This window comes from Streptomyces sp. NPDC031466, from assembly GCF_055581265.1.
In genome coordinates this window covers 338,545-362,519 of the sequence record NZ_JBVIJT010000003.1, presented here as the reverse complement: position 1 = coordinate 362,519, position 23,975 = coordinate 338,545, and the positions used below count along the sequence as shown (strand labels likewise).

Genomic DNA, 23,975 nt, shown 5'->3' with positions numbered 1-23,975 from the left:
CGCGAACAGGGGTGCGGTGAGGCGGTGGCCCCGCGGTGCGGCCGCTGCGGGCCGGGGCCCGGCCCAGGGTTTTCCTGGGGTGCCAACTCCCTTGTTGTCTAGACCCGTTGACAGTCCGGACCGGCCTCCCTACTGTCGCAAAGGACCGTCTCGAACAGCGTCATCGCACATCGATCGCGTGGGGGGTTCGTGAACAGCACACCCGGTTCCGGCGACATCCGCATTGCGGCCCCCCAAAATCGAGAAGGCCTGCCGATCGTCAGTCTCGATCAGGCGCACTCCCCGCAGAAGGTCCTCGCCCACGGGGAGTTGCTGCGCCGCTTCGTCGCGGGTCAGGAGATCAAGCCGGTCCATATGCGGATCGGCGTCATGGGCGCCTGCAATATGCGCTGCAATTTCTGCAACTTCCACTCCCCCAACGAAGAGCAGTTCTACGACCTGTTCTCGTTCAAGGACTCGATCGCCACCGACAAGGCCGTCACGCTGCTGCGCGAGTTCGCCGCCAACGACGGGCGTGCCGTGACCTTCTGCGGCAGCGGTGAGTGCACCATCCACCCGGGTTACACCGAGATCTGCCGGGCGGGGCACGCGGCCGGACTGCGGATCGGGCTGATCACCAACGGCTCCCGGCTGGGCCGCCCGAAGACGGCCTCCTGCGTCGCCGAGACCCACACCTGGGTCCGCATCGGCCTGAACGCGGGCACGGAGGCGACGTTCGACGACATCACCCGGGACCGCGAGCAGACGTTCTCCCGGTTCATCGGCTCGGTCGGCCGGCTCAGGCAGAGCGCCGTCGACCCCGACTTCCGCATCGGCTTCAACTACGTGATCACCCTGCAGAATTACCGGGAGATCATGGCGGCCGCCCATATCGCCCGGGAGTCCGGCGCGCATTACGTGCGTTTCGAACCGGAGTTTTACAGCGCCCTCGGCCACGAGACCATCGAATCGGTGATGCCGGAGATCTCCGAGTCGCTCACCGCCGCCGCCGCGCTCTCCACCGCGGACTTCGAAGTGTCGGTGCCCAAGCTGGACCGCGGGCCGATGGACCAGGTGGAAGAGGTGGAGGGCGACTTCGAGCGCTGCCACTACAGCCGTTTCGTCACGGCGGTCGGTGCCGACGGAAACCTTTATCCGTGCCCCCAGGTGCATCTCAACAGCCGTTATCTGATCGGTGATGTGGTCGAGCAGGGGTATGCCGAAGTGCTCGAAGGCGGCCCGCGCGCCGAGTGGGAAGCCTCCAACCCGCGCAGGACCGACCTGTGCAAATCGTGTTTCTACCGCCCGCAGAACGAACTCCTGGAACTCCTCAAACGCGGCCAGATCAAACTGGACGAGGCGCTGGACGCGTACGCGCTGGAAGTGCCCAGCACCCTGCACGCCGATTTCGTCTGAGCCGCGCATGCAGCTCCGTCACCTGTGCCGGCTCCTGGCCGCCGAACCGGCCCTGCGCCACGAGCCCTTGGGCGGCGCCGGAAGCCGCTCCTCGCAGCTGCGTGCCGTGGTGGCGCGGCTGGCACGCGTGGAGCGGGCGCCGCTCACCGTCACCGAGAGCCACACCACGCTCGGCGACGGACTGCACCGCGAACGGCTGGTGTTCGACTCGCCGGTACGCGGCGCCTTCCCCGGCACCCTCCTCGCCCCGCCGACCGGCGCGCCCGGCCCGGCCGTCCTCGTCCTCGGCGGCAAGAACGCCCGCCTCGACCAGCTCACCGGCGCCGAGCCCCCCGACCACCCGGACCGCAACGTCGCCGAACAGCTGGCCCGCGCGGGCTTCGTCACCCTCTCCTTCGACCACGGCATCGGCGGCGGACTCGACGGCGGGCGCAGGGCCGGGCGGGACGAGGGCACGCTGCTGGCCCACGCGTTCACGCTGACCGGCCGCTCGCTGCTGGGCGCGCTCGTCGGTGACGCCCTGGGCGCACTCGATGTCCTCGCGGCCCACCCACGGGTGGACCCGGAACGCGTGGGCCTGTTCGGGCACAGCCTCGGCGCGGCGGTCGCCCTGCACACCGCGCTGCTCGCACCCCGCCCGGGCCTGCCGCTCTGCGCGGCCAGTCATCTGGGCAGCTACGAGGCCCTTTTCGTGCGGCTCCTGACGGGCCATGAGGGAGCGGTGCTTCCCGGCATCCTGGAGTACGCCGACCTGGCCGACCTGTATGCCGCGCTCGCCCCGGCCCCGCTCCAGCTCCAGTACGGCACGGCTGACGCCTATCTGGAACCGGCCGACGCGAGGGCCGCCGCGGAGGCGGTCCGCGCGGCGTACGCGAGCGCCGGGCCGGCACATGCTTCCCCGGGCGCCTCCGCACTGGAGGTCCACGAGCTGCCCATGGGCCACGGCACGCACGTCGGCCACGCGGCGGACTTCTTCACGCGTGCCCTGTCCACAGGGCGACGGGCCGCTCCCGCTCCGGTGCCGGCCCAGCGCGTCCACTTCGCCGTGTCCGACCGGCGCGCTGTGCTCGACCGCGTCGACGCCGCGCTCGCCTCGGGTGTCCTCACCCAGGGCCCGCAGGTCGCCCGGTTCGAGGAGCTGGCCCGCCCCTGGACCGGCACCCGGACGGCCGCCGTCGCGTCCGGTTCGGCGGCCCTGGAGATCGCGCTGCGCATCATCGGCGTGGCCGGGCGCACGGTGCTCATGCCCGTCAACACGTTCTTCGCGACGGCCGCGGCGGCGGTGCGCGCCCAGGCGGCCGTACGTTTCGTCGACATCGAGCCGGACGGCCTCGGCATGGACCCGGACGCGCTGCGCGTCGCCCTGGACCGGTGTCCCGACACGGCCGCCGTGCTGCCGGTCCACATCGGCGGCATCGTGTCACCCGCGCTCGACGGGGTCCTCGCACACTGCCGGGAGCGCGGCATCCCCGTGGTGGAGGACGCCGCGCACGCCCTCGGCGCCACGCTGGACGGGCGTCCGGCGGGCTGCTTCGGCCGGTTCGGCGCCTTCTCCTTCTTCCCGACGAAGGTCGCCGTCAGCGGTGAGGGCGGGCTGCTGTCCGCCGCGCTGCCGGGCGACCTGGAGCAGGTGCGGCGCTGGCGCGACCACGGCAAGAGCGCCCAGGGTTCCACCCTGCACGACCGCCCGGGCGGCAACTGGCGGCTGAGCGAACTCCACGCCGCCGTCGGCACGGTCGACCTGGAGCGCTTCTCCCACACCCTGGCGAGGCGCCGCGAACTGGCGGCCCGCTACGACGCGTTGCTGGCCGACGTGCCGGGCATCCGGCCCCACGCGGTGCCCCGGGCCTCGGGCGGCAACTTCTACAAGTACCTCGCCTACCCCGACCCCGACGGGCCGCTGGACCGCACGCTTTTGAAGAAGCGGCTGCGGGAGCGGCACGGCGTGGCCCTGGCCGGTGAGGTGTACGACCATCTGCTGTGCGACCACCCCTACTTCGCGTCCGGCGCTCACCGGGCGGCGCCCGGCGGGTTCGAGCACGCCCGCTGGTTCGCCCGGCACCATGTCGCGCTGCCGCTGTACCCGTCCCTGACGGAGGCCGAGCAGATCCGGGTGGTCGCCGCGCTCCGCAGCGAGCTGTCGTGACGGCGGTGGTCGGCGCGTTCCGCAGGGGTGGCTGGCACGCCTCGCCGGACACCGCCGCGCTGCCGGGCACGAGGCCTGCGTACCGTCTCGCGCTGGTCCCGGAGATCGTCGCCGACGCCGACCACACATGGTGGCGGACCGTGCGCGCCGACCTGCCGCCGCTCACTGACCGCCGTGAACTGCTGCTCGCCGCAGTGGAGTTGTTCACTCGCGGCACGGTGGAGATCGGGGGCCTCGGCGAGCAGGACGCCGACGGTTTCCGCGCGGCGCTGTGGGAGACGGCGGGCCTGCCCGGGCCGCTCGTGGACCGCTGGTGCGCGCTGCTCCGCGAGAGCCTGTCGAGGACGGGCGCCGCGGCGCCGGCCGACGACCGGCTCGCCCTCGTCGCGCTGCCGGGGAACACCTTCACCTGCCTGGACTCCGTGCTCGGCGAGGCCGAGCGGTCGGGAGCCGTGTGGGTGCGCCCCAGCCGGCGCGAGCCGCTCTCCGCCGCCCGGCTCGTCGCCGCCCTGCTCGCCGTCGGCTGGCCCGCCGCCCGCATCGGCCTCTACCCCTGCGCACAGCGGGCGCTGCACGGCCTGTTGCGGCGCGCCGACCGGCAGGTGGTCTACGGCGGTTCCGGCGTGGCCGCGGCCCTGCGTACGGCCCCCACGCTCACCCTGCACGGGCCGGGCCGGGGCTGCGCCCTGGTGCCCTCCGGGATGCCGGCCGACGAGGCCGTGGCCTGGCTGCTGCCCCTGGTCGCGGGCGACTCGGGGCGGTTCTGCAGCAACGTACGCACCATCATCTGCACGGACCGCGAGCAGAGCGCGTCCCTCGCCGGCGCTCTCGCGGACGCCCTCGACGCGATTGCTCCGGGCCGCCACGACACCGACTGGCCGCTCACCGTCTTCCGCGACCCGGACACGGCCCACCGGGCCCTGCGCTCGGTCCTGGACCGCATGCGCCCGGACGACCGGATGCTCACCCGCCGGGCCCCGATCGCCCTTGTCGACGGAGCCCCCTGCGTACTGCCCCGGCTCGTGCTGATCCAGGACCACGAAGGCCATCCCCTGGTCGGCCACGAAGTCCCCTTCCCCTTCGCCGCCGTCCTGCACGCCCGGCCCGACGCCGTGCGGGCCATCACCGCCGGGTCCCTGTTCGTGCACCGCCCCGTGCCGCCCGCGCCCCGCCCAGCGAAGTGAGGCCCCGCGATGACGACCGCCTTCGGCACGCTGCCCGCCACCTTGCGCACGCGGGTCCCGGAGCTGGACATCGACCTCGACACGTGGACGCGGCGGATGATGCGCTGGCACTTCGACCCGCGGACGGCGAGCCCCTTCTGGGCGGCCCGGCGCGGCTCACTCGGCTTCGACCCCGTCAAGGACGTGGACAGCTTCGCCGCGCTGGAGCTGTTCGGCCTCTTCGACAAGGCCGAACTGCGCGCCGCCCACGCCCGTGACCTGCTGCCCCGCGGCTACCGCGACCGGCCCTTCCGCGTCTTCGAGACCGGCGGCACCACCGGCGCGCCCTGCCGGATCGTCAACGTCACGCGCCTGGCGTACGACGTGGAGATCTACCGGACGGTCCTGGAGGCGCGCGGTGTGGCCGGCGGCGACGTCCTCGCCATGACGCCGAGCGGCCCGCACGCGTACGGGCACTTCGTGGAGGGCCTCGCGGACAGCTGGCGCGGCGCCGTGCACTCCATCGACTTCGACCCGCGCTGGGTGAAGGCCGCGCTGCGCTCGGGCGGTGAGGCGGACGCGTACACCGCGCACCTGGTCGACCAGACCCTGGCCCTGCTGACCGCCGAGCGTCCCGCGCTGCTCTTCACCACCTCGCGGCTGCTCCTGGAGCTGGCGATGCGGCTACCGCGCCCCCTGCACGCCTTCGGCGTCCGCGCGGTGTGCACGGGCGGGACGTCGTGCACCGCGGCCGAGGCCCAATTCCTGCGCGAGGAGCACTTGGCGGGCGTGCAGTGGATCGACACGTACGGCAACACGCTGGTCGGGCACGCGCTCCAGGGCGACGCGGCGGCGGGCGCGGCGCCCGGGCTGCCGGACGGCGCGGGGCACTCCTACCATCTGCCGCCGCCTTTCGCCGTGTTGCGGGTCGTGGACCCCGCCGACGCGTGGCGCGAGGTCGCCGTCGGCGGGCGCGGGCGCGTGCGGGCCACGACACTCCTCGAAGACCTCTTCCTGCCGAACCTCCTGGAGCGGGACAGCGCGGTCAGGACCGGCCCGCACCCTTGGTTCCCCTGGGACGGGGTGGCCGCGGTGCGGCCCTTCCGGGCGGACGGCGAGGGCTCCGCCGAGGCGGTGGAAGGCGTCTACTGACCGAAGGACACCCCCAGTGAACTTGTCGTCGAACGGCGTGCCCATCCCCTTCACGCCGGAACTCTTCGGCCGGCTGCGGCCCAGCGCCGACCTGCTGTCGCCGCGCGATCCGGCGGCGCTGCGCGCGCGGCTGCGCGCGGACGGCTACCTGTACCTGCCGGGGCTGCTCGACCGGAGAGAGGTGCTGCGGCTGCGCGGCCAGTACTTCTCGCTGTTCCCGCCGGGGCTGCTCGCGGCGGGCAGCGATCCGCGGGACGGCGTGTTCTCCGGGCGGGTGCCCGCGCGGGTCCCGGAGTACGGGGTTCCGGGGCATCCCGCGTACGCCTTCGTGCGCTCGGCGCCCTTCGCCCGGTTCGTGGGCGACCCCGCCCTCGCCTCGCTCGCCTCCCAGCTCCTCGGCGCCGACGTCCGGATGCTGCCGCGCCGCATACTGCGCCACTTCCACCGGGGCACGCGCCGCGCCTCGCGCGCCCATGTCGACTTCGACTACATGGACCAGGGCTCGCCGCGCGTCGTCACCCTGTGGATACCCGTCGGCGACTGCCCTCCCGCGACCGGCGCGCTCGTGTACCTGGAGGGCTCCCACCGGCTGGCGCCGAAGGAGTACGCGCCGCTGCGCAACATCACCGACCGGCCGGGCGACCGCCGCCAGATCTGCCACGACCTGGCGCTCACCGCCCGCACCCTCGGCCGCCGCTGGCTCTGGGCGGACTTCGCGGCGGGCGACGTGATGGTGCACCTGCCGCACATCATCCACGCGTCCCTGGACACCACGACGGACACGATGCGGCTGTCCGTCGACGCCCGCTTCGTACGGCGAGACGACCGACCCGACCCGCGCTGGCTGCGGCCCTGGTCGGCGGACGACGGGGCGTGAGGCATCCCCGGGTGGAGCGGGCGGGGCCCGGAGCGGGTGGCTCAGGTCCGGAGCCGGATCGGGCGGGCGCCCGTCGCGTCCGAGTGTTGTGCCGCCGTGATCACGTCGTCCACCAGCCGGGCCTCCGCCACCGGGCACACCGGCGCCCGGTCCTCCCTGACGGCCGCTGCGAAGTCGGCGAACAGCGGCTGGTGGGGGTTGGCCGCCGGGGGCAGGTGGAGCGGGGCCCCGGTCAGCCCCACGAGCCGTCCCGCGTCGAGCGGGTCGAGCGTCACGGCGCGCCCGCCCCCGGTCAGCTCGACGCGGTCCACGGGCGGGCCCTCGCCCCACTCCAGGAGGCAGCGCGCCGTCAGCCCCGACGGCCAGGTCAGGGTGAGGTCGGCCCGCCGCTCCGCGCCTTCGGGGAAGCGGTCGCCGAGCCGCGCCGTCAGCTCGTACGGCTGTCCGAAGAGGTGGAGCAGGAGGTCGACGCGGTGGCTCCCGGCGTCGGCGAGTACGCCACCGCCCGAGACGGCGGGGTCGGTGCGCCAGCGCATCGGGTCGCCGGGGCCCGGATCGAAGGGGCACCGGAACCGCACGTCGACCCGCTCGGGCGTCCACCGGGCGAGTTCCGCGCGCAGTCGGCGCGGGGCGGGCGCGAGCCTGCGGTAGTACGCGACGCCCGCGCACCGCCCGGCCGCCTCCAGCGTGCCGCCGGTGGCGAGGCCCCCGGCGAGCGGCTTCTCGACGAGGACGGGCAGCCCGGCGTGCAACGCGGCGCGGGCGAGCGGCACATGGCTCGCGACGGGCGTGGCGACGTACACGGCGTCGACGTCCGTGAGCAACAGCCCGGGATCGGCGCCGGACCTGGCGACGTCGAACCGCCGGGCGACGCGCGCCGCGCGGTGCGGGTCGCGGCCCCACAGGGCGACCGGTTCCTCGCCGAGCGCGCGCAGGGCGGGCAGCACGCGGCGCGTCACGATGTCGCCGTATCCGGCGATGGCCCACCTCATGCGGGGCCCGCCCGGGGCGGGCCGGGCTCCGCCCACAGGTTCAAGGGGCGCTCCCGCGGGTTCACGGGACGATCGCCACCTTCAGCGTCTCGCGCGGCGGCCCGGCGTAGGGGGCGTGCTCGGCGTCGGGGTAGAGGGCGCGGCTCGCGGAGAGCTGCTCCATGGCCTTCGGCAGCTCGTCCAGGGGGTAGGTGTGCGTGTGCAGGTCGGGCAGGCGCAGGGTGTCGGTGCGGCGGTGGGCGAGGCGTTCGGCGGCGGCGAGGGCTTCGGTGCGCGCGGTGTCCAGGGGCTCGGCGGAGCTGTGCACCCGCAGCCCCTTGCGCTCCCAGGTGACCAGGTCGAGGGTGACGTGCGTGTCGATGTGATGGGTGCCGAGGAGGACGACGAGACCGTTCTGGCGTACGAGGCCGACGCAGGCGTTGAGCGTGGTGGGTGTGCCGACGGCGTCCACGGCGACGTCGAAGTCCGCCCCGATCGCGGCCAGTTGCTCGCTGCCGCCGTCCACGCGGCGTACCGCGTCGGCGCCCGCGGCGGACGACCGTTCGAGGCGCCAGGCGTCGAGGTCGGCGGCGACGGTCTCGGCGGCGCCGCGTGCCAGCGCGACGCGCAGCGCCAGCTGCCCGACGGGTCCCTGTCCGATGATGGCCACGCGGTCGCCGAGCCGGACGCCGCGGGTGGCGTGCACGGCCAGCGGCAGCAGTTGCAGGATCGCGCCCTGCTCGAAGGGCACGGCGTCGGGCAGCGCGCCCACGGATATCTCGCGGGCCAGCGCGAATTCGGCGTACCCGGTGGTGAGCGGGGTCCGCACGAAGACCCGCTGCCCGGGCACGACCCGGCTCACGCCGGCGCCGGTCGCCTCGACGGTGCCGGCGATCTCATGACCGAAACAGCCCTCGGAGCAGTGCGCGCGCAGGCCGTAGTAGTGGAAGTAGGCGAGGTCGCTGCGGTTGCAGACCGTGCAGGCGCGCACCCGGACGAGGACCTCCAGCGGCCCCGGCTCCGGTACCGCCACGTCGGTGACCAGTCTGATGTCGCGCCTGCCGACGAGTTCATACCTGCGCATGGCCTTCCCCCCACCGGTTGCGATCAGCGGACGACTCCAGCATCGCCCAACTCCGCCTCGCGGGCGTTGGATTCGCTCGCCTCGGCCGGTTCCGGCTTCTTGACAGCTCCGATCGCCGCGCGCCAATATCCACTATCCGATTGGCCTGGACCAATCTGCAGGAGCCCCGCTGGGTGCCCCACGTCCCACGGGCCACGCCCCGTACGCCACGTACCCGCACCTTCGGAGGTCGCGCCATGGCACCGAGCAGTGACCCGACTCTGGAGCAGCTGGCCAACTCCGTGCTGCAGCCCGGCTTCGAGGGCACCACGGCCCCCGACTGGGTGCGCCGGCGCATCGCCGAGGGCCTGCGCTCCGTCGTGCTGTTCGCCCGGAACATCGAGACGCCCGAGCAGGTCGCCCGCCTCACCGCGGCCCTGCGCGCGGAGAACCCGGACCTCATCGTCGCCATCGACGAGGAGGCGGGCGACGTGACCCGCCTGGAGGCGTGGACGGGCTCGTCCCGGCCCGGCAACCTCGCCCTCGGCGCGGTGGACGACATCGACCTGACCGAGCGCGTGGCGCACGACATCGGCCGCGACCTGCACGCCGCGGGCGTGTCCCTCAACTTCGCGCCCAGCGCGGACGTGAACTCCAATCCCCTCAACCCGGTGATCGGCGTCCGTTCCTTCGGCTCCCGCACCGACCTCGTCTCCCGTCACACGGCCGCCTGGGTCCGCGGCCTGCAGCGCGCCGGTGTCGCCGCCTGCGCCAAGCACTTCCCCGGCCACGGGGACACGGTGGTCGACTCGCACTACGGCCTGCCGCAGGTGCGGGGCTCCGCCGAGGAGATCGCGCTCACGGCGCTGCCGCCGTTCATCGCCGCGCAGGAGGCGGGCGTCCGGGCGGTGATGACGGCCCATGTGCTGGCTCCCGCGTACGACCCCGACCTGCCGGCGACGCTCAGCCACCGCATTCTGGTGGACCTGCTCCGCGGCGAGCTGGGGTTCGACGGGCTCCTGGTCACCGACGGCATCGAGATGGGCGCCGTCACCGACCGCTACGGCATCGACGGGGCCACCGTCCGGGCGGTCGCGGGTGGAGTGGACGCGGTGTGCGTGGGCGGCGAGAGCGCCGCGGAGGCCACCGTCGACCTGCTCTCCACGGCCCTGGTCAAGGCCGTGCTCGGCGGCTCGCTCCCCGAGGAGCGGCTGGCGGCGGCGAGCGCCCGGGTTGCGGCGTTCGCCGCGTGGTCGGGCGAGCGCTCCCGGGCCGTGGCGGGGGCGGTACGGGACCTTGACATCGGCCTGGTCGCGGCGCGCCGCGCGGTCCGCGTGCGCCACCGCTCCGGGACGGCGCTGCCCCTCACGGGCGCGCCGCACGTGGTGGAGCTGTCCCCCACGATGAACCTCGCCGTCGACGGCCACACCCCGTGGGGCATCGCCGGCCCCCTGCGCGACCTGCGCCCGGGCACGACGTCCGTACGCCTGACGGAGCCCGAACTGGCTCACGAGGGCGCCCTTTTGGAGCGGGAGGCGCTGGCTCCGGCGATCGGCCGCGCCTTGGTGGTGGTGGTCCGCGACGCGGCCCGCCACCGCTGGATGACCGACACGCTGACCCGCCTCCTGCGCAGCCGCCCCGACGCACTGGTGGTCGAGATGGGCGTGCCGGGGGGCGACACACCGGGCGCCGCCCATCTGATCACGCACGGGGCGACCCGGGTGTCCGGGATCGCGGCGGCGGAACTGCTGGTGGGGGCCGGCGCCTGACCCGCCCCGCCGGGCGCCGGCCCCGTACGGTTCAGCCCCTGAGCGGGCCCTCACAGTCGTAATCGGCGCTGCCCGCCCGGCCGTTGGACCAGATCTCCACCTGGCCGAACGAACAGTTCATGTCGGCGAGGTTGTTGTGCCCCGCCTCGGAACGGTCGAGCAGGTAGTAATCCACCGTCTCCGACATGTCCTCGAACACGGCGTCCGGATCGCCGGACGCGCTCAGATTGGCGGTGATCCGCCCGGTGCAGAGGTAGCGGGGGCGCTCCGGGGCACCGTTCGAGCGGCACTGGGGCAAGCTGCCCGTCGTCGCCTTGAAGGAGTCGCGGACCTGGGCGGCCGTGGTGTCGCGCAGCCGCGCCACCGGCACGTACGTCGTGTCCGGCACGAACAGCTCGTCGACGTGGGCGATCTGCTGGTCGAGGAAGGCGTCGTACGCGCTCTGCAGCCCGCTGTCCTTGCCGAGCCGGTCACGCCAGGCGTCGAAGCCCGCCGGGTCGTCGGCGCGCAGCAGGGCGTACATCTCCCGGATGAGGGTGGGCCGTTCACTCCACAGGAACTCGAAGAAGGTGCCCGCGTAGTCGTAGAAGCGGAAGCCGTCCCCGTCGTACGTGGCGTGCAGGAGCCGGTCGACGCTCATCCTCGGGTCGCCGCCCGCCGTGTCGTCGATGACGCCCTGGACAAGTGACTTGCGGACCTTGACGCCGTCGTCCCGGGTGGCGCCGTCGAAGAACTCGGCGGTGCCCTCGTCCATCGCGGTGGTCCGGTCGCCCTCGTACCAGGGCCCCTCGCCGAAGAAGCCGGGCACCGCCCAGCGGCCGTTGAGATAGTGCGTGTACTCGTGGCGGAAGAGTTCCTCCAGGGTCAGCGTCGAGTCCTGCGGGACGCGCCGCTGGTAGGTGTAGAAGGTCGCGCCCTTCTCGATGTAGACGCCGCCGTTGTTCGTGTCCATCCCGGTGAGCAGCGGATGGTAGTTCTCGTAGTCGGCGCGAGAGGCGTAGAGCACCGTGGTCAGACCGGTGTTGGGATCGCCCGCGAGCGGCTCCCGGGTGCCGATGACGCGGTGGAACTGGGCCTTGACCTGCTTGCTCGCGTAGTAGAGCTGGTCGACGGTCCCCCGGTCGAGTGCCGTACGGACCTTCATCCCGCCCTTGTCGTACGTGAAGGTGCTCGGGAAGAGGCGGCGTTCGATGTCCGCCTTGCAGACCTTGTACGGCGCGCAGGCCCCGTATTCGTTCAGCCAGGTGGCGACCTTGGCCCAAGGGGCGCTTCCTTCGCCGAAGTTGCGCGCGGTGACGGTGACCAGGCCGCCGAGTCCGGGGACGATCTCGCTCCTCAGCCCCTCGATCTGGCCGAACCTGCCGTACTCGCTCAGGGCGTCGCGCACCACCCAGGCGTTGGCCGTGCCCTTGAGGTGGGTGTGGCCGGCGAAGGCCTTGAAGGCGGCGCGGTAGGACGGGTCGGCCGTGACCGCAGCGTGGAAGGCGGTGTCCTGGTTGCCGGGATACACGCCCAGGTAGTTCAGCGAGAGCGCGGCGAGCGCCGACCCGGCCCAGGAGGCGTCCTTGGCCGTCTCGGGGTGAGCGGCATCCATGGTGGCCAGCACCCGTTTGACGAGCGGGAGTTGGTGCTGGCGCAGTCCGGGGGCGCTCGCCGCGTAGAGGGCCTCGCGCAGCGACTCGGCGTTGGGCCGGGTCACGTCGAAGGTGCGCGGGGCCGCGCCGAACGCGGCGACCGCCCGGCGCATGGCGTCGACGGTCGGGGCGTCGGTGACGTCGATCTCGTCGTGCGAGAAGTCCTGGTAGGCGACGGCGTGGAGATAGGTGAGCAGTTCCAGGAGGTTGCTGCCGTTCTTGCCGTCGTGGGTGGCGGCGAGCCGGGTGACGCGGGCGGAGACGGCCTGGACGTGCGCGTCCGACATGACGGGGGCGAGCCGCCGGTCCCAGTCCCAGATGAGCCCGCTCAGACACCCGTTGGCGGTGACGGCGGGGTCGGCGAGGAAGTCGGCGAACCGCTCGGGGGACAGACCGGTGACGCCGTCGAGGGTGCAGGGGGCCACCGCGCCTTTCGCCCCGCCGCCCTGCGGCTTGGCGGTACGGCCGGGGGTGCCGCCGCCCTTGAGACCGCCGGGCGCCGGGATCTTGTACACGCCGGGTTTGGGGGCCTTCGCCCTGCGGTCGACGATGTCCAAGGGGTTCGGTTCGGCCGCCTTGCCCGTGGCGACGGAGGCGGAGACGTGGCGGGTGGATGCGGGGGCGGGGTCGGCCGCCGCGTATCCGTACTGGGCGGCCGTGGCGCAGAGGGTCGCCGCTATCGCACCGGCGAGCGCGGATCTGCGCAGGGTTCGTGGACGTGGCTGGGACACCGATGGCTCCTGTGTGGGGTGGGGAGGTACTGCCTCGGCCAACTGCCTTGTGCGCGACGGCCCTTGAGGTTGCCTGCGAGTGACGTGTGCATGGCTGCCGTCTGACCATGTGATGCGTAACGTAGTAATGTGAAATTGCACTGACAACCCCTCAGGAACGAGGAAACCGGAAACCTCGCGGGTCCCGGAGACTCTGCGGGCCGCGCACTCGGGGTGACGCGAGCCCGGTCGCGGCTGGTCAGGGCCGGTCAGGGACGGTCAGGACTGCGAGGCGGCCTTCTCCCTCGGCTCCCCCGGCTCCCCCGGCTCGCGCAGGGCGCGCAGCAGGAACCGGCCGAGGGCGGGCAGGGCGATCAGCGGCACGAGGGCGGTGCGCAGGGAGGTGGCATCGGCGAGTGCCCCGACGAGGGGACTCGCGAGGCCGCCGATGCTCACCGTCAGACCGAGCGTGACCCCGCTCGCGGTGCCCACGCGGTGGGGCAGATAGTCCTGCCCGAGGGTGATGTGCAGGGAGAACGGCACATAGAGGCCGGCCGACGCGAGAACGACGAAGAGCAGGAGCATCGGCGCCGGGGCGAGGACGACGCCCGCCACGGCGAACACCGTCAGGGTGTACGACCAGCGCACCACCGGCAGGCGCCCGTGGCGGGCGGCGAGCTTCCCGCCGGCCACGGTGCCGACGGCGCCGCCGAGGTAGAGGACGAAGAGCGCGAGGGTGCCCGCGGTCTCCCCGCCCCCGGTGCGCTGCCGCACGTACAGCGCGATGAACGTGCTCAGCCCGGTGAAGACGATCGAGCGACAGGCGACGGCCGCGGACAGCCTCAGGAATGAGGGCCAGTCGTCTTCCGCGAGGACGGGGCTCGGCTCCCCGCTCGGGGCGGCGGCCGCCTCGAACGCCCGGATGCCCCGCAGCGCCGCCACGCACAGCGCCGCCCCGGCGAGGGCCGGGACCACGAGGAGCGGGGAGGCGCGCAGGCCGCCCGTGGCGACGACGGCGGCGGTCAGCAGGGGCGCGGTCGCGAAACCGAGGTTGCCGCCCAGGGAGAACCAGCTCATCGCGGTGTGACCGCCCCGGCCGGCCCGCCGCGCCACGCGCGCGGCCTCCGGGTGGTACGCGGCGACGCCGATCCCGGACACGGCGACGACGAGCAGCGTCAGGACGTAGTGTCCGCCGACCCCGGCGAGGGCCACCCCGGCCCCGCCGACCAGCGTGCTCACCGGCAGCAGCCACGGCATGGCCCATCTGTCGGTCAGCACGCCGAACAGCGGCTGCACGAGGGAGGAGAGCAGGGACGCGGCGAGCACGATGCCGGACGCGGCGGCGTAGCTATAGGCACGTTCCGCCACGAAAAAGGGCACGAGCGCGGCGACGGCTCCCTGGTAGACGTCCACGCAGGCGTGACTGAGGGCGAGGAGGAGGACGGGGCGGGGGCGGCGGATAGGGCGGCGGCGCTTGGGGCGGGGGCGCATGGGGCGGGGGCGGCGAGCGGATGGGGGGCGTTGGGGGCGGTGGATGAATTGGGCGTGGCGGATGCTCCGAAGAGGACCGCCGACTCGGGAATGGTTCACCGCCTCATCGTCGCGACCGCTTCCGCTGGCGCGCTTCCGATAAAATGCCAACTCATGCCGGACAACCGCCACTCGCCGCCGGAGCCGGACATTCGCCATCCCCAGCCAGCCCGGGACATCCGCCACGCCTTGCCAGCGCCGGACGTCGCCCACCCCCCGCCCGTGCCGGGCACCCGCGACGCCCAGCCAGCACCGGACATCCGCCACTCTCAGCCGGCGCCGGACGCCCCCCACCCCCAGCCAGTCCCGGGCACCCGCCACGCCCAGCCAGCACCGGACATCGACCACCCCCAACCAGTCCCGGGCATCCCCCACCACCCGCCTGTACCGGACATCCGCCACCCCCAGCCAGCGCCGGACGTCGCCCACCCCCCGCCAGTCCCGGGCACCCGCCACGCCCAGCCAGCACCGGACATCGACCACCCCCAACCAGTCCCGGACATCGCCCACCCCCCGCCTGCGCCGGACATCTGCCACGCCCAGCCGGCACCGGACGTCGCCCACCCCCAGCCAGCGCCGAGCGACCCCCACGTCCAGCAGCCAGCGCCGGTCATCCGCGCCCCCCAGCCAGCGCCGGGCATCCGCCACACCCCCGAGGCCCCCACCCGCACCCAGGCCCTGGCCCCCGGCGAACGCATCGACGCGCACCGCCATGACGACCACCAGATCATCTACGCGGGTTCCGGCGTCGTGGCCGTCACCACCGGCGCCGGCACATGGTTCGCGCCCGGCACCCGGGCCCTGTGGGTCCCCGCCGGATGCGTCCACGCCCACCGCGCCCACGGCCACTTGGCCCTGCACCTGCTGGGCCTGCCCGCCACCACGAACCCGCTGCGCCTCGACGCCCCGACGGTCCTCACCGTCGGTCCGCTGCTGCGCGAACTGATCCTCGCCTGCACGCGGGACCCGCACGAGGACACCCCGGAGCGGCGGCGCCTGCACGCGGTGCTCCTGGACCAACTGCGCGCTTCCCCGCAGCAACCCGTCCAGCTGCCCACCCCCTCGGACCCCCGCCTCACCACCGTCTGCGACCTGCTGCACGACGACCCCGCCGACCCGCGCGGCCTGGCCCAACTGGCGGCCGTGGCCGGGGCCGGCGAACGCACCCTCAGCCGCCTCTTCCGCCGCGAACTGGGTATGACCTTCCCGCAGTGGCGCACCCAGCTCCGGCTTTATCACGCCCTGCGGATGCTGGCCGACGGGCTGCCGGTCACCACGGTCGCGCACCGCTGCGGATGGTCGTCCACCAGCGCCTTCATCGACGTGTTCCGCCGCGCGTACGGCTACACCCCCGGCACCCACAACCGGCGCGACTGACCACTCCAACGGCCACCCCACCCTCCGACCGCATCAACTTCCCTTCGTGCAGGCACCCTTGGCAGCACCAGTGCCATGTGAAATATTACTGCCGTGCTGACGGGACACCTTTACGGACGGCCGGAAACCTCGGATCTCATCGTCGTGGGAGCGGGAGTCGTCGGCGCGGCCTGTGCCTACTACGCCTGCCTCTTTGGCCTCGACGTCACCGTCGTCGACCGCGGCCCCGTCGCGGGCGGCACCACGGGTGCGGGTGAGGGAAACCTCCTCGTCTCCGACAAGGAGCCGGGACCGGAACTACAACTGGCGCTCTTTTCGGCCCGGTTGTGGCGCGACCTGGCGACATCGCTGCCCGCCCGTGTCGAATACGAGAGGAAAGGCGGCCTGGTCGTCGCCTCCACCGAGGCCGGGCTGGCCGCACTGCGGGACTTCGCGGCAGGCCAGGGACGTGCGGGCGTCGAAGCGGTCGAGGTCGCGGCCGACCGCCTCACCGATCTCGAACCCCATCTGGCCCACGGTCTCGCGGGCGGCTTCCACTACCCGCAGGACGCCCAGGTCCAACCGGCGCTCGCGGCAGCGCACTTGCTCCGGGCAGCGGCCTTGGACGGAGGAGGAGACGGCGTCGGCGGCCGGGGGCGCCTCACGCTGCGGCTCGGCGAGGAAGTCACCGCGGTGCTCACCGGGCCCGGTGGTGCGGTACGAGGGGTGGGGACGTCCCGGGGCGACCTCCGCGCACCGCACGTCGTCAACGCCACCGGCACCTGGGGCGGCCGGCTCGCCCGCCTCGCGGGCGTCGAACTACCGGTGCTTCCCCGTCGCGGCTTCGTCCTCGTCACCGAACCGCTGCCGCGCGTGGTGCGGCACAAGGTGTACTCCGCCGACTACGTCGCGGACGTCGCGAGCGGCTCCGCCGCCCTCCAGACCTCCGCGGTGGTGGAGGGCACCCCGGCGGGCCCGGTGCTCATCGGGGCGAGCAGGGAGAGGGTGGGCTTCGACCGCACTCTGTCCGTGGAGGTCCTGCGGCGCCTCGCGACCCAGGCCACCCGGCTCTTCCCCGCCCTCGCCGAGGTGCGGGCGATCCGTGCCTACGCGGGCTTCCGGCCCTACCTCCCCGACCACCTCCCCGCGATCGGCCCCGACCCCCGCGTCCCGGGGCTGCTGCACGCGTGCGGCCACGAGGGCGCGGGCATCGGGCTCGCGCCGGCGACGGGTCTGCTCATCGCCGCGATGCTGACGGGCCGCGAACCACCGCTGGACGTCACGCCGTTCGCCCCGGAACGCTTCACGGGAAAGGCCTTCGAGAAGGTGCGGGACATATGAGATGTGCGAGGCGTACCAGGCCCATAAGACACGCCGGGGCAATTGAGCCGCGCGAGAGGAGCCGGGCCCATGGCAGGTGACGACGTGACGTCCGCCGTCCGAAGGTCCGGCGACCGGGACCGGGACCGGGACCGGGGTCAGGACCAGGACCAGAAGTATTCCGCCGGCCGCTCACCCGCAGCGCTCGTGGGCGCCACTCCGGATGCCGCCGCCTTCACCATCACCTTCGACGGATACGACCTGACCGCGTTGCCCGGCCAGTCCATCGCCGCCGTTCTCTGGTCCGCGGGCATCCTCGCCTGGCGCCGCACCCGGGTCGGCGGACGGCCGCGCGGGGCGTTCTGCGGCATCGGCCAGTGCTACGACTGCCTCGCGACCGTCAACGGACGCCCGAACCGGCGGGCGTGCCTGGTCACCGCGCGGCCCGGTGACGCGGTGACCACACAGGAAGGGGACGGCCATGCCGGGCTCGCCGTCTGAGACGTACGATCTCGCGGTACTCGGCGCCGGTCCGGCGGGCCTGGCCGGTGCGGTGAAAGCCGCCGAACTTGGGCTGAGGGTCGCCCTGTTGGACTCCTCCGGTCAGCCGGGCGGCCAGTTCTACCGGCACCCCTCACCCGCCACGGGCGCCACCCGCCCCGAAGCCCTGCACCATGACTGGTCCACGTTCGCCGGGCTGCGCGCTCGACTGGCGGCGAGCGACGTCACCCAGCTCTTCGGCCACCACGTCTGGACGGTGACGCGCGAGACGACCGACGGCCCGGCACCGGCTGGGGCGCCCATGCCGCCCCAGTGGGCCGTCCACGCCCTCGCCGGGGAAGACACGGATCACCCGCCCGCCGCTGAAGAGCCCCATTCGGGGAGGGAGCCGGTCATCGTGCGGGCCCGAGCGGTCCTCCTCGCGACCGGTTCGTACGAGCGCCACCTACCCTTCCCGGGCTGGACCCTGCCCGGCGTCGTCGGCGCGGGCGGCGCCCAGGCCATGCTCAAGTCGGGGCTCGCCCTGCCCGGCCGCCGTGTCGTCGTCGCGGGCAGCGGCCCGTTGCTGCTCGCCGTCGCCGCCTCGCTCACCGCGGCCGGGGCCCGCGTCCCCGCGGTGATCGAGGCCTCGGGATACCTCCGTTACGCCCGCCGCCCCGGCGCCCTCGCCGCCAACCCGCACAAGCTCGCGGAAGCCGCGCTGCACGGCGCGGCCCTGTTGCGCCACCGGGTACGCCTGCGCACCCGCAGCGCCGTGACCCGGGCGCACGGCACAGACCGGGTGGAGGCCGTGACGGTCACCCGCCTGGACCGCGACTGGCGGCCGATCCCGGGTACGGCCCGCCGCATCGCCTGCGACGCGCTCGCGGTGGGCCACGGCCTCGTCCCGCAGATCGACCTGGCCACCGCACTCGGCTGCGCCACCCGCCGCACCGCCGATGGAGCCCACGCCCTCGAACTGGGCCCCCTTCAGGAGACCTCGCTCCGGGGCCTGTGGGCGGCGGGAGAGACATCGGGTGTCGGCGGCGCCCAACTGGCTGTCTTCGAGGGCACCTTGGCGGCCCACGCGATCGTGTCCCGCCTGACCGGCACCCCTCGGGCCCCGCTCTCCCACCTGCGCGCCCTGCGACGGCGTCGCGACCGCGCGCGCGTCTTCGCCGAGACGATGACCGCTGCCCACGCACCGGGCCACGGCTGGACACGGTGGCTGCCCGACGACACGGACGTGTGCCGCTGCGAGGAGGTGCCGGCGGGGCGCGTGCGCGAGGCGGTGGCCGACTTCGGTGCCCGGGACGCCCGTACCGTCAAGCTCCTCACCCGGGCGGGCATGGGCTGGTGCCAGGGCCGCATGTGCGGGACCGCCGTGGCCTGCCTCGCGGCGCCGCCCACCGGCATCCCCGCGACCACGGCGACCCCCGCCACCGCATCCGCGGACCGGCGCCCACTGGCCACGCCCGTCCCTCTCGGCGTCCTGGCCCGCCTGCCCGAGCCACCCCTCACCCCTCAGGGCCCGTCCACCGCACAAGCCCCACCTGCCACGTCCGACCCACCCACGACGACCACCACGCCCTACACACCCGACCCACCCGACACGCCGACCCAACCCCCGAAGCCCGCACCCCGAACAGAGCACCCCACAGACCACCCCCCAAATCACCCCACGGGCCACCCCGCCGACGACCCCACAGAAGGGCACCCCTCATGACCTCCGCCACCTGGACCCCGGACCGCCCCTGGCGCGGCATCATGGTCGCAACGGCGCTCCCCCTGCGCGAGGACCTCTCGATCGACTACGACGCGTACGCCGAGCACGTCCGCCACCTCCTCGCGAACGGCTGCGACGGCGTGGTCCCCAACGGTTCCCTGGGCGAGTACCAGACCCTCACCGACGACGAACGCGCCCGCGTCGTCCGCACCGCCGTCGACGCGGCGGGCGACGGAGCACGCGTGATGCCCGGCGTGTCCGCCTACGGCAGCGCCGAGTCCCGCCGCTGGGCCGAGCAGGCGGCGGAGGCGGGCTGCGGCTCGGTGCTCCTCCTGCCGCCGAACACCTACCGCGCCGACGAACGTGCCGTGCGCGCCCACTACGCCGAGACGGCCAAGGCGTGGGTGCCCGTGGTCGCGTACAACAACCCGCTCGACACGAAGGTCGACCTGACGCCCGACCTGCTCACCGGACTGCACGCGGACGGCAGCATCGTGGCGGTGAAGGAGTTCAGCGGCGATGTGCGCAGGGCGTACGAGATCGCCGAACTGGCGCCGGAACTGGACCTGTTGATCGGCGCGGACGACGTCCTCGTCGAACTGGCCCTCGCGGGCGCGGTCGGCTGGGTCGCCGGTTACCCGAACGCCTTTCCCGCGTCCTGCGCGGAGTTGTACCACGCCGCCTGCGCGGGTGATCTGGAAACGGCGCTCCCGCTCTACCGGTCACTGCACCCGCTCCTGCGCCAGGACTCCAAGACCGAGTTCGTGCAGTCCATCAAGTTGTCGATGGACATCGCGGGCCGCTTCGGCGGGCCGACCCGCCCCCCGCGTCTCGCGCTGACCGGCGCCACGGAGGCCCTGGTGCGGTCGGCCACCGAAAAGGCGCTGGCGGCCGGCCACCACTAGCCCGCCTGCCCTCCCTGTCCCGCTACGTTTCTACGATTCCCGAGGAGACGCATGCGCACTCGTCACGTCTTCCACGCCGTCGACTCGCACACCGAGGGCATGCCCACCCGTGTGATCACCGGCGGTGTGGGAGTGATCCCCGGCGCCACCATGGCCGAGCGCAGAATCCACTTCATCGAGCACCTCGACCACCTGCGCACCCTCCTGATGCACGAGCCGCGCGGGCACTCCGCGATGAGCGGCGCCCTACTCCAGCCCCCGACGCGCCCCGACGCCGACTACGGCGTCCTCTTCATCGAGGTCTCCGGGGTACTGCCCATGTGCGGGCACGGCACCATCGGGGTGGCCACCGTGCTGGTCGAGACCGGCATGGTCCCGGTCACCGAGCCGGTCACCAGGGTCCGCCTGGACACACCGGCGGGCCTGGTCCAGGCCGACGTGCACGTGGCCGACGGCGCGGCGACGTCGGTCACCTTCACCAACGTGCCGGCGTTCTGCGTGGCCCTGGACCGCGAGGCCGAGGTGCCGGGCCTCGGCACGGTGACGTACGACCTGGCCTTCGGCGGCAACTTCTACGCGTTCGTCCAGCTGGACGCGCTGGGCCTGCCGTTCGACCGGGCGCGCAAGGACGATCTCCTCGCGGCGGGGCTCGCCCTCATGGAGACGATCAACGCCTCCCCGGACCGCCCGACACATCCCGCGCAGCCCGACATCTCAGGACTGAAGCACGTCTACCTGGCCGCGCCCGGCTCCCACGCACAGCGCTCCCGGCACGCGATGGCGATCCACCCCGGCTGGTTCGACCGCTCCCCGTGCGGGACGGGCACCTCCGCGCGCATGGCGCAGCTGTACGCGCGCGGCGAACTCCCGCTGGACCGCGACTTCGTCAACGAGTCCTTCATCGGTACGGAGTTCACCGGCCGCCTGATCGCACGCGCGGAGGTCGCGGGCCTGCCGGCGGTCGTGCCCCGGATCACCGGCCGCGCCTGGATCACCGGCACGGCCCAGTACTTCCTGGACCCCACCGACCCGTTCCCGGCCGGCTTCACCCTCTGACCCCCGGCCGGAACGAGTCCCGGCCGGAACGCTCCCCACCTCACCAACTCGCAACGTGACATTGTACTTTGGTGATCCGCGCGGGCGGGGGCATCACCGGAGGGGAGCACCATGGGGCACCTGAAGCAGAAGAACCTCATCACCACCAGGGAGCGGCTGCGCGACCAGGTGGCCCATGCCCTGCGAGCCGCCCTGATCTCCGGCGAGCTGCGGCCGGGCGAGATCTACTCCGCGCCGGGCCTCGCCGAGGACTTCGGCATCTCGGCGACGCCGGTGCGGGAGGCGATGCTCGATCTGGCCCGCGAGGGCCTGGTCGAGCCCGTCCGCAACAAGGGCTTCCGCGTCACGGAGGTCGACGAGCGCGACCTCGACCAGTACAAGGAGATCCGGGCCCTGATCGAGATCCCCATGATCGGCCGGATCACCCGCACAGCGGCCCGAGAGGACCTGGAGGTGCTGCGCCCGGTCGCGGAGGAGATCGTCCGGGCCGCCCGCGACCACGATCTCATCGCCTACCTGGAGGCGGACCGCCGCTTCCACCTGTCGCTCCTCGCCCTCTCGGGCAACGACCGTCTGGTCGAGACCGTCGGCGAACTCCGCAAGCGGTCCCGCCTCTACGGCCTCACCGCCCTGGACGAGCGGGACCAGCTGACCCCGTCGGCCGAGGAGCACATCGAACTCCTCGACCTGATGCTGTCGGGCGACGCGACGGCGGCGGAACAGTGCATGGCCCGCCACCTCGGACACGTCCGCTCCCTCTGGGCCACATCCTGAGGGGATTCGCTGGGCTGTTGGTCACGTCCACACCCCGGAAACGCAGAAGACCCCACGTGAAGTGGGGTCTCAGCCGGTGTCCGAGGGGGGACTTGAACCCCCACGCCCGATAAAGGGCACTAGCACCTCAAGCTAGCGCGTCTGCCATTCCGCCACCCGGACCAGGTGTCTTTCGCCGTGTGGTGTTCCCCGCGGCGACATGGACAACAATACCAAGGTTTCGGAGTGCCTTTCACCTGCGTATCGGGCCGCCGACCGCCGGATACCCGGCGGGTACCCCGGCTCGCGCGGGTTCTCACCCGGAGTGATGATCCCTTCACGTTGCGGGGGCGAAGGCGGCACGGTGGGGCCCGGCCGGTTTACCTCCGGGGTAATCGACGGCCGCCGCCGATGTACCGCACGATGGGGGTCGCCACGCCCCCAGCGGAAGGTCACCCCATGACGGACACCCTGCCCCAGAACGATCCGCGCGCCCAGCTGCTCGCCGCCGTCCCTTTCGCCGGGCACCTCGGCATCACCTTCGCCGAGGCGCGGCCGGATCGCGTGGAGGGCACCCTGCCCTGGTCGCCGGAGCTGTGCACGGCGGGCGGCGTGCTGCACGGCGGAGCGGTGATGACGCTCGCGGACACGGTCGGCGCGGTGTGCGCGTACCTCAACCTGCCCGACGGCGCGGCCACGTCGACGATCGAGTCCAAGACCAACTTCCTGCGGGCCGTGCGCTCCGGGACGGCCCGCGCGGTGGCCCGTCCGCTGCACATCGGCGGCTCCTTCATCGTCGTACAGACCGAGATGTACGACGATCAGGAGCGCCTCGTCGGGCAGACCACGCAGACCCAGGCGGTCCTCGCCGCCCGCGGCGCCTGAGCCTCGGCGCCCCGAGCCCCGGCGCGGAGGCACGCGGTTGCGGGGCCGCATGGCCTCCGTAACGCCCCCCCGGCAATCGCGCGTCCCCGCGCTCACGGACAGCGCACGACCTGCCCCGCGTACGAGAGGTTCCCGCCGAAGCCGAAGAGCAGGACCGGGTCGCCCGAGCGCAGTTCCCCGCGCTCGACCAGCTTGGACAGGGCCATCGGGATGGAGCCCGCCGAGGTGTTCCCGGAGTCGACCACATCGCGGGCGACGACGGCGTTGACGGCGCCGATGCGCTCCGCGAGCGGCTCGATGATGCGGAGGTTGGCCTGGTGCAGGACGACCCCCGCGAGGTCGGTGGGGGTGAGTCCGGCGCGTTCGCAGGCCGTGCGGGCCAGCGGCGGCAGCCGGGTGGTCGCCCAGCGGTAGACGCTCTGCCCCTCCTGGGCGAAGCGCGGCGGGGTGCCCTCGATGCGCACGGCGTTGCCCATCTCGGGCACCGAGCCCCACAGGACCGGGCCGATGCCGGGCTCCTCGCCGGGCCCGCAGGCCTCGACGACGACCGCGCCGGCGCCGTCCCCGGTCAGCACGCACGTGGTGCGGTCCGTCCAGTCCGTGACCTCGGACATCTTGTCGGCGCCGATGACCAGGGCCCGGGTGGCGGCCCCGGCCCGCAGGGTGTGGTCGGCGGTGGCGAGCGCGTGCGTGAAGCCCGCGCACACGACGTTGATGTCCATCGCGGACGGCGAGGGGATGCCGAGCCGGGCCGAGACGCGGGCGGCCATGTTCGGTGACCGGTCGATGGCCGTGGAGGTGGCGACCAGGACCAGGTCGATCGCGTCGGGGGTCAGGCCCGCGGCGGCCAGGGCCTTCCCCCCGGCGTGCGCGGCCAGCTCGTCGACCGGCTCCTGCGGGCCCGCGATGTGACGGGTGCGGATGCCCACCCGGGACCGGATCCACTCGTCGCTGGTGTCGACCAGGCCCGCGAGATCCTCATTGGTGAGGATCTTGGCGGGCTGATAGTGGCCGACGGCGACGATGCGCGAGCCGTGCATGTACGGGTCCCCCTTGTTGCCGGAGATGCGGGACCCTCCAGTCT

19 protein-coding genes and 1 tRNA gene are annotated in these 23,975 nt (G+C 73.4%); 14 read left to right on the top strand and 6 right to left on the bottom strand.

Features of this window, described 5'->3' with window-relative positions; translation table 11 throughout:
- The first annotated feature begins 189 nt into the window (after positions 1 to 189).
- The 5 genes from ACZ5GP_RS07620 to ACZ5GP_RS07600 are packed head-to-tail and all read left to right on the top strand — an operon-like array spanning position 190 to position 6,733.
- A complete protein-coding gene (locus tag ACZ5GP_RS07620) occupies positions 190 to 1,395 on the top strand; it encodes a radical SAM protein (RefSeq protein ID WP_468749911.1) in 1,206 nt (401 codons plus the stop codon).
- Positions 1,396 to 1,402: 7 nt separating this feature from the next.
- Positions 1,403 to 3,541: a DegT/DnrJ/EryC1/StrS family aminotransferase gene (locus ACZ5GP_RS07615; RefSeq protein WP_468749910.1), complete on the top strand. Its 2,139-nt coding sequence runs from the start codon at positions 1,403 to 1,405 to the stop codon at positions 3,539 to 3,541.
- Complete coding sequence (locus tag ACZ5GP_RS07610; protein WP_468749909.1) at positions 3,538 to 4,725, top strand: hypothetical protein; 1,188 nt, start codon at positions 3,538 to 3,540, stop codon at positions 4,723 to 4,725. The genes ACZ5GP_RS07615 and ACZ5GP_RS07610 overlap by 4 nt, the downstream gene beginning before the upstream one ends.
- Before the next feature lie 9 nt (positions 4,726 to 4,734).
- Complete coding sequence (locus tag ACZ5GP_RS07605) at positions 4,735 to 5,856, top strand: hypothetical protein (RefSeq protein WP_468749908.1); 1,122 nt, start codon at positions 4,735 to 4,737, stop codon at positions 5,854 to 5,856.
- 16 nt (positions 5,857 to 5,872) lie between these two features.
- The gene (locus ACZ5GP_RS07600) at positions 5,873 to 6,733 is read left to right on the top strand and encodes a phytanoyl-CoA dioxygenase family protein (protein ID WP_468749907.1); all 861 of its coding nucleotides are present in this window, start codon (positions 5,873 to 5,875) and stop codon (positions 6,731 to 6,733) included.
- A gap of 41 nt (positions 6,734 to 6,774) precedes the next feature.
- On the opposite strand, the gene ACZ5GP_RS07595 is transcribed toward ACZ5GP_RS07600, so the two are convergent.
- Positions 6,775 to 7,725, bottom strand: a complete 951-nt coding sequence (locus ACZ5GP_RS07595; RefSeq protein ID WP_468749906.1) for a Gfo/Idh/MocA family protein — start codon at positions 7,723 to 7,725, stop codon at positions 6,775 to 6,777.
- A 61-nt stretch (positions 7,726 to 7,786) separates the two neighbouring features.
- Positions 7,787 to 8,788 (bottom strand): zinc-dependent alcohol dehydrogenase, encoded by a 1,002-nt coding sequence (locus ACZ5GP_RS07590; protein WP_468749905.1) that lies wholly within the window; start codon positions 8,786 to 8,788, stop codon positions 7,787 to 7,789.
- 236 nt (positions 8,789 to 9,024) lie between these two features.
- On the opposite strand from ACZ5GP_RS07590, the gene ACZ5GP_RS07585 reads away from it, so the two are divergent.
- Entirely contained in the window at positions 9,025 to 10,536 is a 1,512-nt protein-coding gene (locus ACZ5GP_RS07585) for a glycoside hydrolase family 3 protein (protein WP_468749904.1), read from the top strand.
- A gap of 31 nt (positions 10,537 to 10,567) precedes the next feature.
- Here the strand turns inward: ACZ5GP_RS07585 and ACZ5GP_RS07580 are convergent, their stop codons facing one another.
- The gene (locus ACZ5GP_RS07580; RefSeq protein WP_468749903.1) at positions 10,568 to 12,901 is read right to left on the bottom strand and encodes a collagenase; all 2,334 of its coding nucleotides are present in this window, start codon (positions 12,899 to 12,901) and stop codon (positions 10,568 to 10,570) included.
- A gap of 258 nt (positions 12,902 to 13,159) precedes the next feature.
- Entirely contained in the window at positions 13,160 to 14,371 is a 1,212-nt protein-coding gene (locus ACZ5GP_RS07575) for an MFS transporter (protein ID WP_468749902.1), read from the bottom strand.
- Positions 14,372 to 15,022: 651 nt separating this feature from the next.
- Here ACZ5GP_RS07575 and ACZ5GP_RS07570 point away from each other — a divergent pair.
- From ACZ5GP_RS07570 to ACZ5GP_RS07540, 7 genes are all read left to right on the top strand, one after another.
- The gene (locus ACZ5GP_RS07570; protein WP_468750160.1) at positions 15,023 to 15,787 is read left to right on the top strand and encodes a helix-turn-helix transcriptional regulator; all 765 of its coding nucleotides are present in this window, start codon (positions 15,023 to 15,025) and stop codon (positions 15,785 to 15,787) included.
- 96 nt (positions 15,788 to 15,883) lie between these two features.
- Positions 15,884 to 17,107 (top strand): NAD(P)/FAD-dependent oxidoreductase, encoded by a 1,224-nt coding sequence (locus tag ACZ5GP_RS07565; protein WP_468750159.1) that lies wholly within the window; start codon positions 15,884 to 15,886, stop codon positions 17,105 to 17,107.
- Positions 17,108 to 17,293: 186 nt separating this feature from the next.
- Positions 17,294 to 17,587, top strand: a complete 294-nt coding sequence (locus ACZ5GP_RS07560) for a (2Fe-2S)-binding protein (protein WP_468750158.1) — start codon at positions 17,294 to 17,296, stop codon at positions 17,585 to 17,587.
- Positions 17,568 to 19,292 carry an FAD/NAD(P)-dependent oxidoreductase gene (locus ACZ5GP_RS07555; RefSeq protein ID WP_468749901.1) on the top strand — a complete coding sequence of 575 codons (1,725 nt, stop codon included), beginning with the start codon at positions 17,568 to 17,570 and terminating at the stop codon, positions 19,290 to 19,292. Before ACZ5GP_RS07560 ends, ACZ5GP_RS07555 begins: the two co-directional genes overlap by 20 nt.
- Positions 19,289 to 20,197 carry a dihydrodipicolinate synthase family protein gene (locus tag ACZ5GP_RS07550; protein ID WP_468749900.1) on the top strand — a complete coding sequence of 303 codons (909 nt, stop codon included), beginning with the start codon at positions 19,289 to 19,291 and terminating at the stop codon, positions 20,195 to 20,197. The genes ACZ5GP_RS07555 and ACZ5GP_RS07550 overlap by 4 nt, the downstream gene beginning before the upstream one ends.
- A 51-nt stretch (positions 20,198 to 20,248) precedes the next feature.
- Positions 20,249 to 21,253 carry a proline racemase family protein gene (locus ACZ5GP_RS07545; RefSeq protein WP_468749899.1) on the top strand — a complete coding sequence of 335 codons (1,005 nt, stop codon included), beginning with the start codon at positions 20,249 to 20,251 and terminating at the stop codon, positions 21,251 to 21,253.
- A 111-nt stretch (positions 21,254 to 21,364) separates the two neighbouring features.
- Entirely contained in the window at positions 21,365 to 22,027 is a 663-nt protein-coding gene (locus ACZ5GP_RS07540; protein ID WP_468749898.1) for a GntR family transcriptional regulator, read from the top strand.
- A 77-nt stretch (positions 22,028 to 22,104) separates the two neighbouring features.
- On the opposite strand, the gene ACZ5GP_RS07535 is transcribed toward ACZ5GP_RS07540, so the two are convergent.
- Positions 22,105 to 22,189, bottom strand: a tRNA-Leu gene (locus ACZ5GP_RS07535).
- Positions 22,190 to 22,465: 276 nt separating this feature from the next.
- Here ACZ5GP_RS07535 and ACZ5GP_RS07530 point away from each other — a divergent pair.
- Entirely contained in the window at positions 22,466 to 22,891 is a 426-nt protein-coding gene (locus ACZ5GP_RS07530) for a PaaI family thioesterase (protein WP_468749897.1), read from the top strand.
- A gap of 92 nt (positions 22,892 to 22,983) precedes the next feature.
- On the opposite strand, the gene ACZ5GP_RS07525 is transcribed toward ACZ5GP_RS07530, so the two are convergent.
- On the bottom strand, positions 22,984 to 23,931 hold the full coding sequence (locus ACZ5GP_RS07525) for a beta-ketoacyl-ACP synthase III (RefSeq protein WP_468749896.1): 948 nt from the start codon (positions 23,929 to 23,931) through the stop codon (positions 22,984 to 22,986).
- Between the last annotated feature and the right edge of the window lie 44 nt (positions 23,932 to 23,975).